10 protein-coding genes are annotated in these 11,975 nt (G+C 64.7%); 1 reads left to right on the top strand and 9 read right to left on the bottom strand.

Annotated features, from left to right (window positions below):
- Window positions 1-28: 28 nt before the first annotated feature.
- Window positions 29-1,273 (top strand): DUF2254 domain-containing protein, encoded by a 1,245-nt coding sequence (locus tag IFT54_RS11725; protein ID WP_192070738.1) that lies wholly within the window; start codon window positions 29-31, stop codon window positions 1,271-1,273.
- A 66-nt stretch (window positions 1,274-1,339) separates the two neighbouring features.
- Here the strand turns inward: IFT54_RS11725 and IFT54_RS11730 are convergent, their stop codons facing one another.
- The 9 genes from IFT54_RS11730 to IFT54_RS11770 form a co-directional block, all read right to left on the bottom strand.
- Window positions 1,340-2,212, bottom strand: coding sequence for a Brp/Blh family beta-carotene 15,15'-dioxygenase (locus IFT54_RS11730; protein ID WP_192070739.1), 873 nt, complete (start codon window positions 2,210-2,212; stop codon window positions 1,340-1,342).
- Window positions 2,209-2,976, bottom strand: a complete 768-nt coding sequence (locus IFT54_RS11735) for a bacteriorhodopsin (RefSeq protein WP_244648904.1) — start codon at window positions 2,974-2,976, stop codon at window positions 2,209-2,211. The genes IFT54_RS11730 and IFT54_RS11735 overlap by 4 nt, the downstream gene beginning before the upstream one ends.
- Window positions 2,977-3,039: 63 nt before the next feature.
- Window positions 3,040-4,401 (bottom strand): sensor histidine kinase, encoded by a 1,362-nt coding sequence (locus tag IFT54_RS11740; protein ID WP_192070740.1) that lies wholly within the window; start codon window positions 4,399-4,401, stop codon window positions 3,040-3,042.
- Window positions 4,402-4,403: 2 nt separating this feature from the next.
- Window positions 4,404-5,081, bottom strand: a complete 678-nt coding sequence (locus IFT54_RS11745) for a winged helix-turn-helix domain-containing protein (RefSeq protein WP_192070741.1) — start codon at window positions 5,079-5,081, stop codon at window positions 4,404-4,406.
- A gap of 66 nt (window positions 5,082-5,147) precedes the next feature.
- Window positions 5,148-6,332 (bottom strand): trypsin-like peptidase domain-containing protein, encoded by a 1,185-nt coding sequence (locus tag IFT54_RS11750; protein WP_192070742.1) that lies wholly within the window; start codon window positions 6,330-6,332, stop codon window positions 5,148-5,150.
- 140 nt (window positions 6,333-6,472) lie between these two features.
- Complete coding sequence (locus IFT54_RS11755) at window positions 6,473-7,936, bottom strand: DUF389 domain-containing protein (RefSeq protein WP_192070743.1); 1,464 nt, start codon at window positions 7,934-7,936, stop codon at window positions 6,473-6,475.
- A gap of 35 nt (window positions 7,937-7,971) precedes the next feature.
- Window positions 7,972-9,306, bottom strand: coding sequence for a chloride channel protein (locus IFT54_RS11760; RefSeq protein ID WP_192070744.1), 1,335 nt, complete (start codon window positions 9,304-9,306; stop codon window positions 7,972-7,974).
- Window positions 9,307-10,214: 908 nt separating this feature from the next.
- Window positions 10,215-10,967, bottom strand: a complete 753-nt coding sequence (locus IFT54_RS11765) for a PP2C family protein-serine/threonine phosphatase (RefSeq protein ID WP_192070745.1) — start codon at window positions 10,965-10,967, stop codon at window positions 10,215-10,217.
- On the bottom strand, window positions 10,964-11,974 hold the full coding sequence (locus tag IFT54_RS11770) for a type VI secretion system-associated FHA domain protein (protein ID WP_192070746.1): 1,011 nt from the start codon (window positions 11,972-11,974) through the stop codon (window positions 10,964-10,966). Before IFT54_RS11770 ends, IFT54_RS11765 begins: the two co-directional genes overlap by 4 nt.
- Window position 11,975: the final 1 nt, after the last annotated feature.

Raw genomic sequence — 11,975 nt, forward strand, 5'->3', positions numbered from 1 at the left:
GGCTACCAGCCAGCGCAAGGAGCGCTAAATGACGCAATGGACATGGATTTTGAGCCGGATCGTCCGGCAGGTCTGGTTCCGGGCAGCGATCATCAGCCTGCTCAGCGTCGCGCTGGCGATCCTCGCCGCTTTTGTCACGCCGTATCTGCCGTACACGTTCGATGCCGATATCGGGCAGCAATCTGTCGGCACGATCCTTCAGATCATGGCCTCGAGCATGCTGGCGGTCACGACCTTTTCGTTGACCGCAATGGTCAGCGCCTACTCCTCCGCAACGCAGCTGGCGACGCCGCGTGCGACCCAGCTGATGGTCAGCGATCCGACGTCGCAGAACGCGTTGTCGACCTTCCTCGGCGCCTTTGTTTTCTCGATGGTCGGGATCGTTGGCCTGAACACCAGCGCCTATGGCCATGACGGCCGGATCATCCTGTTCGCAGCGACCGTGCTGATCATCCTGCTGGTGGTCGGCACGCTGCTGCGCTGGATCGGTCATATCACGGCGTTTGGACGGATGGCCGATGTGATCGACCGCGTCGAGGAGGCCGCAACCCAGGCAATGCAGGATTTTGCTGCACACCCTCATCTTGGCGGCCGTGCGGCTGTCGCCATCCCCGCCGATGCCGTCACAGTCACCGCGGTGCAGACCGGATATGTCACGCATATCGACATCACCGCACTTGGCACGATCGCTGACCGCAATGACCTGACGGTGTATGTCGATGTCCTGCCTGGCGCGATGATGCATCCCGCGCGTACGCTTCTGCAGGTCTCGGGAAAGATCGACGACGGCATCCGAAGCGAACTGGTCAAGACGTTCACGATCGAACGGCATCGCTCGTTCGACCAGGATCCTCGACTGGGGCTGATTGCGCTGTCCGAAATTGCCAGCCGGGCCTTGGCTCCGGCGACCAATGATCCAGGAACGGGGATCGAGGTTCTCAATGCCCTGCTTCGTGTGTTCCTCACGCTGAGCCCCGGTGCGGCGCGTGTCGATGAGAAGCCGGACTCCCCACGGGTTCACATCGGCCAGCCAACCATGGAGGATATGCTCGGTGATGCCTTCGGCCCGATCCTGCGCGAAGGGATTGCAGAGGTCGAGGTGTCGTTGCGACTGACGGCCACGCTTGCGGCGATGCACGCAAGCCTGCCGGCTGCGCGTCGGGAGATCGAGCACTGGGCCAACCGCCACGCGAAGCGGGTGGCGACGACCATGGAAGATCCCGACGACCTGACCGCATTCAACGACGCCTATCTCAGGCACTGGCCCGCTTGAGCCACGATCAGGCCGCATGCTGCCATCTGGTTCGACGACATCGCGGCCTCTGCCGACAGCCTGACGTCATTCAAGGACATGAGCACGCACCACGTCCCTGTGGGCACGAGGCAGCCCCATCGACCCGGATCGCCGCGCAACCCTGTCGAAATACGGCGTCACCAGCAGATGCGGCATCGCCAGTGCCGCGACGCCGGCAAAGAGTGAACGCACGCCCGAGGGGTCCCACCGCAGCAGCACTCCGCCCATGATTCCGACCAGCAGCACAGCCAGGACGAGGATTGGTCCCGTGGCGCGGAGATACGTAATGGTCGTCACGCACCGCAACTGATCACGACGTTCTTTCGTCTGCGGCACGGCGTGCAGCACCAGAAACCCGACTGAGAACCCGACGAGCGGGGGCAGAATGAGAAGCGCGGTCGTTCCGACCAGAAGACGTCGATCATGGCGTGCCGCGCCGATGATCACCAGGCAGGCGGCTGCTACGCCACCCGCAATTGCCAAAATGCTGACCATGGCCGGCGCACCGGACTCTCGAACTCCGGCAAGATCGAGAATGCGGGTGAGGCTTGCCGCGTGCAGCGTCGCAGGCGTTGCGACCAGGCTTATGCCGCGGGCAATCCTTTCGAACGGCCTGCTCGCGGGGGCATCCTCAAGACCAAAATGGACTGCCGACGCCAGCAGGAATGCAGGGAGTGCGATCGCAGAATCGACGATCCACCACATAAGACAGACAAACAGTGCAGATACGTACAGCATCAGGAATGCCGGGCGCCGCCGATGCTCGACGATAGCGAGATCACTTGCACCGTGCGCCATGCCGACGACCCCGACAGCAAGGGCTGCGAACGCGAGCTGTACGGTGAGCACGCAAAACGAGGCGACCAAAGCCCCCGCCAGAAGGAAGCCCCAGCCAAGGGCCGGGGCGCGCCGTGTCATGCCCGGTGGCCGCGTTCGCCGTGATCGTGCGCCAACGCCTTGTCGAGGTTGGCTGCCGCGTAGAATGCGTAGACGACCTTGGCGATCACATCCATGATCAGGAACGCCCAGACCGATGCAGGATCGGTGATCAGCTTCAAACCTTCCGGTCCTATCAGGAAGACGATCGGATAGAGGAACCAGATGACGGTCAGGAAGGTGAGGTTCTTGCCATAGGCCATTCCCAAGGCAGCACCACGGCTGAGCGCCAGTGATCGCAATGGACCCCATAGAAGATACAGGACGCCCAGAAACGCGACGCAGGACCATCCGTACCAGATCCATTTCGCCATAGATGGTGCGGCAAGCGACGATATCAGCCCCGTGACGATCATCAGCACATCGAGCACGATGACCGAGGTCAGATACCCACCAACCTCACCCGTCTTCCCATGCTCGTGAAAAGCCAGCAGCACGAGACCCGACAACAGGATCGGCGTCGTCACCGACCAATCCACGTAGCGTGCCAGATATGTCAGCGAACCGTCGCTGTTGATAAGCGTGCCGATGCCAAAGGCCATTGCGAGATACGCGGTCGCCGCGATGAACGGCACGCTGGCGTGCAGGAGCGTATGATGGCCCGACGGCTGCGTCTTCTTACCCGTCGCATATATGGCCAGCGACGCGACCGACATCACGCTGAAGCCGATCAGGAAAGCGGTTTGATCCACCAGGGAGCCCCCTATCATGAGGACGACCCGGCGCCGACCTTGAGCCACCAACATCACTCAGATGTTTTGGGTCCTGGCTCGCGATAAGTTCATGAAGCTGTCATGTTTGACGGCGTCTCAACTGACGATTTCCTGTGTCCTCGGGAAGTGTACCGCCGCACGAAGACCCGGCGCGTTGTCGGTTAATGTCAGCGATGCGCCATGAACGCGGGCCGCGACCTGTGCGATGCTGAGACCAAGGCCAGAACCTTCGGAATGCCGGCTCGTGTCGAGCCGAACGAAGCGCGTCACGACATGCTCGCGCTGGTCAGCCGGTATACCCGGTCCCGTATCTGCCACGACGAGCGTGAACCCATTGATCTCATGCCCAAGAGTCACGCGGATCGACCCGCCGGGCGGCGTATATTTGATCGCATTGTCGAGCAGATTGGCGACGATCTGCCCCAACAGCGAACGAACGCCCCTTATGGTCACCGGCGTCGTTTCGATTGTCAGATCCAGTCCGCGATCATCTGCCACGGGCTCGAAAAGCTCCACGGCCTCGATGACGATTGCGGCCAGATCGACAGGACCGAACTCGCTGGCCATCGTCGTCTCCGCACGGGCCAGTCTTAGCGTATCGTCGATCGTGCGAAGCAGGGCGTCGAGATCGCTGCGCATATCCGATGTCGCGTCACTATGACCCCCGCCCAAAGCCGCAAGCTCGAGCCGAGACCGGATCCGCGTCAGCGGCGTCTTCAGGTCATGAGCAAGCGCATCCGTCGCGGTTCGCAGCGAATCCACCAAACGTTCGATCTCCGCAAAGCCATGGTTCAGCGTCGCTGCAAGCCGGTCATATTCGTCGCCGCGCCCCGTCACGGGCAAGCGCTCGTCAAGATGTCCTGCCCGGAAACGATCGCCGGCAGTGCTGGCGGCATCGAGAAAGGCAAGCCCGCGCCGGCTGTACCAGAAGCCGAAAAGCAGGCCGATCACTCCGGTGGCGGTCAGTGACCAGGCCAGTGCCGACACATAGCGGTCGTGCAGCAGGCGGCGATCGTCCGAGAGGCTGCCGACCAGTAGTCGATAGTCGTTGCCGAGAAGCACCGTGCGCGCGGCGACCTGTCGTTCGAACACCCTGCCGCGTGTCGTCGCGACCTGGGTTTCAAAGGTGCGATACCCGGTGCGGTCGATCTCGTCAGGCCATTTGGCGAGATTGCCCGCAACCGGCTGTCCCGACGCGTCCGTCATCAGATAGATGAAATCGGTGACGCGCGGGCGCCCGACCGCACGCGACACAGACTGTGCGACGGCAAATGGCCCCTCACTCTGATAGCGCTCGATCAGGCCTGCCGTCTCGTCGTCGACCGCCGCCTGGGCGCGCGCGTCGAGCAGGCGTATCGTCTGGACATATTGAACGCTCAGGGCGATCCCGGTTGCGATGAGTGCGATCAGCGTGATCCAGAGCGCGCCGCGCAATGCGGCCGTCGAGGGCAAGCGCATCGTCAGACAGCATCCAGTCGATAGCCGGAGCCGCGCATCGTTCTGATCATCGGGACATCCTCCGGACCGTCGATCTTGGCACGCAGACGACTGACATGGACATCAACGACATTCGTCCCCGGATCGAAGTTATAATCCCAGATCGCCTCGATCAGCATCGTACGCGTCACCACCTGCCCGGCATGGCGAGTCAGATAGTCGAGCAGCTGATACTCCTTGTTGAGCAGTTCGATACGTCTGCCGTTGCGCATGGCCGTGCGGCCGAGCAGGTCGAGCGTCAACGAGCCCGTCTGCCTGGTACCTTGCGTGGCGTGCGTATCGCTGCGCCGCCGCACGATCGCCTCCAGACGGGCAACGAGTTCGCCGAACGAAAACGGCTTGGCGAGGTAATCGTCGCTGCCGGCCTGCAGCCCTGCGATCCTGTCGTCCACCTGCCCCAGCGCGGACAGAAGCAGCACCGGCGTCTGGTCACCCTTTGCGCGCAGCGACTTCAGCACCGAAAGTCCGTCGAGCCCGGGCAGGTTCCGGTCCAGAATGATCGCATCGTATTTGCCGACGATAGCGGCCGTGAGACCGTCGATGCCGGTGGCGGCATGATCCGACGCGTGTCCGAGTTCGACCAGCCCGCGGCGGACATACTCAGCGGTTTGTGCATCGTCTTCGATCAGGAGCAGCTTCAAGCGCGCGATAATCCTTTTCAGGTGTTCAGGGAGCGGACGCGTGTACCGCCCCCCGGTTCCACACGCTCAGGACTGGCCCGACGTTTCGCTGGCGATGCGCAGGTTCAGGGAGACCTGACGGCCGTCACGCACCACCTGCGTCGGGACGATCGAACCGATCCGAGCCTCTGCTACGGCCCGGGCAAGGTCGCGCCCGTTATCTACCGGCGTGGATCCGAAGCGTCGAACGACGTCGCCGCGCTGCAGGCCGGATCGGGCAGCGGCCCCGCTATCTTCGACTTCGGCGATAAGCGCGCCCTTGGTGACGTCCGAGCCCATCGCACGCGCGATGTCCGGTGACATGTCCTGCAAGGAAACGCCGATCCGCCCCCGCGACACGTGGCCGTTTTGCGCAATCTGAAGCGCGACCTTGCGCGCCATTGCGGCGGGTATCGCAAAGCCGATGCCCACGTTACCGCCCGTCGGCGAGAAGATGGCGGTGTTCACGCCGACGACCCGGCCTGCCCCATCGAACAAGGGCCCGCCCGAGTTGCCGCTGTTGATCGCAGCGTCGACCTGGAGGAAATCGTCATACGGCCCGGCCCCGATCTCACGGCCGCGGGCAGACACGATGCCGGACGTCACGGTATTGCCGAGGCCGAAGGGACTGCCGACCGCAAACACGCTATCGCCTACCCGGATATGATCGCTGTCACCCCATTTGATCGGGGTGAATCTACCCTTCCCGTCGATCTTCACCACGGCGACATCGATCTTGGGATCGCGGCCCAGGACGCGACCGGAAAACTCCCGTCCGTCCGACATCTGAACGGTGACGCGATCGGCGCCGTTGACGACATGGTTGTTCGTGATGACGATCCCGGAGGCATCGACGATGAACCCCGAGCCGAGCGATCCGCGCTGCGGGCCTTGCCGCTGCTGCGGCGCTTCGAATTGCCCGTGACGATCCTGCATGCCAAAGCCGAACAGCTGCCCCAGACGATCCGCCAGTTCGCTATCGTCTGAGCCGAACTGTGTCGGTTCGAATTGCAACGCCTGAAGAGCCGCGGGCTTGACCTGGATCTGAACGACGCTCGGTCCTACGGCCTCGACCATATCCGACAAAGAGGCGTGCACACCGGTCGACGCGACGGCAGCAGGACCGGATGCAATGAACCGGTCGGCGATATTCATGCGACCGTCGTCCGCAGCGATCGCGCCACCCGCGACGCCGGCGAGTGCGGTTGTGCCAAGCGCGACGGCGGCGATCATTGGACGTACAGTCAGGCGACGCTTGAATACCACGATCCATGTCCTTGTTCAGTTAAAAGCAGATGCTCCTTTCTGAACCCGGATGATGGGCGCAGCCTGTTTCGAACATTACATCCGTGCAATCTTTCCAGCCGGAGCGGCTATGCCCCGCGCTCGCCTGTTTCCGCCGGAGATGAGTCCGTGTCGACCGACCATATCAGGCGCAAGCGACCGCCCGCACGCCCCGGGGCTGCCCTGCCCCCTCGCGCGACGATACCCTGTGCTATCGCTGTACGCTGACGCAGGGTCCCGCCCAGCACGTCGATCGCCCGCGCGAACCGGGCGGATACCCAGGCTGCGTCGCCGAGCGCCTGATCGTCGATGACGCCGGATTTGATACCGACGTCCGGCAAGACGACATCGTTCGGCGGATTGAGACTGACATGCCAATCGGCGACCACCGCGTCCGCACGACGTTCCAGGTCGCGATAGCCCGCAATGCCAAGCCCCGTCAGGGGCGCCGCCGTCGCGCGGATCGTTCGCGCCGTGGAATCCAGCTGCACCGATGAAACGGGAATGCCCGCGATCAGCGCAACGTCCGCGATCGCCCGATCGCGCTCGCGTGCGACGCGCAGCGCATCGCCATTGCCCGCCCGCGCGATCTGCGCCGCCTCGACCGCGCCGGTCTCGGGCGAGATGCGGACCTGGTCGACATGGACATCGACCGGCCGCGACAATCGTTGGCGAAGGTCCGCCGCGAGCTTGCGATCCGCCCCCGGCTCGATCCGCGGCGTCAGCATGACCGCGCGAACGCGGACCGGGTTCGCGCCATGGTCGATCTCGACCTGGCTCAGCCGCGCGCCGGGCGGAAAGTCCTCGCCCAGTGCATCGCGTACCTGCCGCTGGGCGACCGCCTCGAACGCGATCCGGCGCAGCCCCGCGCCGAGAGGGATCGACAGCACCCCGATCGCGACCGCGAACAGCATGAGCTGCCACCCGGTGTGGTGCGGCGACAGGTGGCTGCCGAAACCGTAACAGCGCGCGACGAGTGCGGCGGTCAGCGCGATGGTGATGGCATTGGTGAGGAACAGCAACAGCGCGCCGGAGAACACCACCCAGTTCCACGTCGCGATGCCGAATCCGACCACCACCAGCGGCGGCATCAGGGCGATGGCGATCGCCACGCCGACGACCGTACCCCCGCGCCCGCGGATCAGCGCATAGCCGCCTGCGATGGCCGACAGCAGAGCGACGAGCAGGTCGAACAGCGTCGGCTGCGTCCGCCCGGCGATCTCGCTCGTGATCGTCTGGACCGGGGAGAGCAGGATCAGCACGACCGACAGCGCCACCGCGATGGCCGCCCCCAGCATCAACGCGGTCGCCGCCCGGCGTATCTCGTGGAAGTCGAGCGTCGCGATGCCGAAGCCCAGCCCGATGATCGGCATCATCAGCGGCGACAGCAGCATGGCGCCGATCAGTACCGCGACCGAGGGCATCAGCAGCCCGAGCAACGAGATCGCGGCCGAAATGACGATCAGGAAGGCGTAGCGTCCCGACCACCCCGCTTCCTCGGCAATCTGTCGCAGGATGCCGTCATGGTCGACGCTTTCGGTGGCCTTGGCCATCCACGCCCGGGGGAGCGTTGCGAATTTGGCAGGGTTCAGGTGGATCGGGTCGTCTCCGTCATGGCGAAGGTCTTCGATAGACCGTGGTACAGCTTCTCGCGGCATACCCACTGGCTGGCCGCATCGGCGATGAACGCGGTCGCGAACATCGGCAGCATCAGGCCGCGGCTCGCGGTCGTCTCCGACAGGATGATGACCGCGGTGAGCGGCGCGCGGACGACGCCCGCGAAATAGGCGACCATGCCCAGGATCACGATCGCGCTGGCGGGCTCGCCGGGGAAAATTTCGCGCAGCAGATTGCCGACGCCAGCGCCGACGGCGAGCGACGGCGCGAAGATGCCGCCCGGCAGGCCCGCGATCGCCGTCGCGGCGGTGGCGACCAGCTTGGCCGGCCCGAACCAGAGCGGCGCATCCACGCCGACGATCATCGCGCGCGCCGGGGCATAGCCGGTTCCCCATGTCAGCCCTGTCACGACGCCGAGTACCGCGACGACGCCCCCGCAGACACCGGCGAACGCGACGGGATGCGCGCGCGTCCACCCCGTCACGCGATTGCGGCTGACCGCCATCGCCAGGAGAATGCGCGAGAACAGCCCGCCGGTCATGCCACCCGCGATCCCTGCGACCGGCGCGACGATCAGCGCGGACAGCAGCGGCATATGCGCACCGATCGCGCCGAAATAGATATAGTCGCCCTGCACCGACTGGGCGACCATCCCGGCGATCACGATCGCGGCAAGGACGAGCAGCGTCACCCTCTGCTCATAGGCAGACGCGAGTTCCTCGATCGCGAACAGCAGCCCGGCGAGCGGCGTGTTGAACGCCGCCGCGACGCCCGCCGCACCGCCAGCGATAAGGACTCCGCCCCGCAACGGCACGCGGACGAGACGGTGCGTAAATCCCATGACGGCCGCCGCCAGCTGGACGGTCGGGCCTTCCCGGCCAACCGATGCGCCACCCAGCACAGCGCCGATCGTCAGCACCGCCTTGGCCGCCACCGTCCGGATCGAGATCAGCGTCCTGGTGGCGTCGTTCGGATTGGCCTGCGCCGCGATCACCTGGGGAATCCCGGATCCCCGCGCGAACGGCGCATAGCGACGGGTCAGCCAGACCAGCCCCATGAACGTCAGCGGCGTCGTGACCAGCGGCAACCAATGCCAGGTCTTTGCAAAGTCGCTGAAAACCTCGCCCGCCCAATCGGCCGCCTCCGCAAACAGCGTCGCGACGATCCCGATCAGGATCGCCCCCGCAAGGATCGCACCCCGCGTCCGGAACTGCGTCGATCGCGGCCCGCGCGCGCGCAGCAACGCCCGATACCGCGACGGCGTCCAGCGTTTGGACGGTAAGAGACGATTGAACAGGCCAGCCATCGGGCTCTTTTAGGTCGCGGCGCCAGTTAGGCCACCCCTGACACCAAGCAGTTGAACCAGGACGAGGTGTATGGCGTCGACCCCATCTGTCAGCTGAGCGCCCTCAGAACGCGTCATGCCACACCGCAGCAGATCAAGCCGATGGTCGGCGTCGGGATGGCGGCTAAGGCAATATAGCTCGATAAACGAACGCCGAAGCGGCGGGCGCAGAAGGAGGCGAGAACGGGAAATCGCCAGTACCGCGGTATGTGCAGCCAACTCCAACGTCGTGCCATTCTCGAGGGGCGAGCGGACGTCACGAAGCGGCCTTTCCACAGTCGCCCGATAGCGGTCCTATTCGGTGCCTCCTCCCTCAAGCGGACATTCTCGATAGGAGCGAGATGACACAGATGCGAAGCTGCGCAAGACCGGCCGTTACGCCGACAGTCGTGATCTGGCTGCCTGCCGCAATGACTAAACCTGACGCGCTAAAAGTGAATACTTGACGGAGATGGGGCATGCCTGCCCTTCAGACCACGAACGCGGCCTAACCCTGCCAAGAGTCGCGCTTGCAGCGGCCGGGATCAATGCGGCGGCGATTTGGCATCTCTGCCGTTTGCGAGGACGTGATGCCCCTAAATGGCACCACCGCTTGGCTATGATCCAGCACGGAACGCCGCCAGCCCCGCTAACCGCCATTCCCGTCATTCCCGATGCAAAAACCAAATGGCTTGCATCACGTTGAATTCCCATCATCGACAGCGCTTGAGTTATCGGCCGACATCTATGTGTGCCGGCCGTTCGACGGCAGCGCGTTATGGAACGTTAGTATTCTTATACCAGGCTAGCAGATGGTACACGGTTTTGCATGACGCTGCATAACAACAGAGCAGCGGTCGTGCGTTCCGCTACGAGCGGACGCACAGGTCTCACCCCGATAGCCCTACGATCACGACGAGCGTTGCATTGTCACTGCCATCACGTTGCAGTGCGTTTTCGAGAATGCGGTCCGCCATGTCCCCGATCGCCGCGGGCATCGTCGCGAAATCGCGCGGATCAAGCGATCGTGAAACGCCGTCCGAGCACAGCAGAAGTCGATCGTTCGGCTGGACGAGTGTGGTGACGCTATCCAGCGCTACGGCCGGCGCAACGCCGAGCGCGCGCGTGACGACATTGGCTTGCGGATGACGGTCCGCCGCGGCTTCCGTCAGGACACCCGCGTCAATCATCTCCTGCACGACGCTGTGATCGTGGGTCAGCTGCTCCGCCCCGCCGCCGCGCATCAGATAGGCCCGACTGTCCCCCGCCCAGAAGATCGTCGCCTCACTGCCCTCGATCAGCGCGATCACGATCGTCGCGCCGCTGGTCGCATGCACATCGTAGATCGCGCGATTGGCATGCGACACCGCGGCGCGCACCGCTGCCGCGTTGATCGGCGCCGGATCATCCGCCAGTGCCTGCAAGACATCGACCACCGTCGCAGCGGCGGCGGCCCCGCCGCTATGGCCGCCCATGCCGTCCACGACCGCCCAGAGCCCACGGTCTGCGCGATCGAGAAAACGATCCTCGTTGACGCGGCGCACCCGCCCGACATGGGATCGGTTTTGCGACACATAGACGGTTTCCCGAGCGAGCGACGGACCGCCTCGGGGTTTGCGTCGCAACAGGCTGGCGATCTTCATGCGGGATCGCGCGCCATGGCCGAGTCCGCGGCGTCATAGGCGAGGGCGAAAGCGCGATCGAGCGAGCCGGGTGCAGATGCCACGATCTGCCGTGTCAGGTCGGCATGACGGTCAGCGACTTCTGCCATCTGCAGGCTCGCACGACTTTTCAGCAGCGTCGCGCGGTCCGCGATCGCCGCATCGACAGATGCCGGCTCGAACGTGCCGATCGCCGCGCGCAGGCTCCCCTGCAGGCCTGCGAACGTGGCGACCAGATGCCGCTTCACGTCGCGAAACGACGCCTTCAGCGCCGCCGGGCCTGACAGGAACCCGGTCGAGCCCGCGAGCAGCAGGTCGATCGCCAGCCGCTGTGTCGGCGCCCATTTGAACGGATTATTGTCCGCGCCGCTGATGGTCGTGCGCGTCAATTGATAGCGTCCGCGCGCATGGTCGCGCTCGGCCATCAGGTCGCCGATCCCCAGCACCATCTGCCGATACACCGCACCCGCCCGCCGCATGATCTCGGTCGGCTCTTCTTCGGAGAGCAGCGAACAGTCCAGCCCGGCGCCCTCGCAAAATGCCTCCAGCAACGACCCATCGCCCAGCGGTCGCGCCTCACCGGCATCGGCCCAGTCGCTCGGCACCTCCACCGACGATCCCAGCGGCGGTGTCAGCACCATGGTCAGCGCGCCATCGACTTCCAGGTCGCCATGCGGGGCCTGCGTCGCGACCATCTTGAACCGGCCGAGCCTCAGCGCGCTCGGCACCGGCAGCACCACGTCGACCGCATCGGGAAACCGTTGCCCGGTATCGGCATCGAATACGCCATTCGCGCCGAGCGCCCGCAGTGTCAGCCCATCGCCGTCGACGCGCAGTTCGCAATGCGCCCGCGACAGCGCGCAATCGGGGTCGGCGATCGGCCAGTCCGCCTCGGTATCGCGACCGATGCGGAGCAGACCCTCGCGGATCAGCCGCGCATCGAGCGGCTGGACCATGTCGTCTCGATCGAAAAGCTGGAGCATGTACATC

Source organism: Sphingomonas sp. CFBP 13714, from assembly GCF_014842205.1.
GTDB lineage: Bacteria > Pseudomonadota > Alphaproteobacteria > Sphingomonadales > Sphingomonadaceae > Sphingomonas > Sphingomonas aerolata.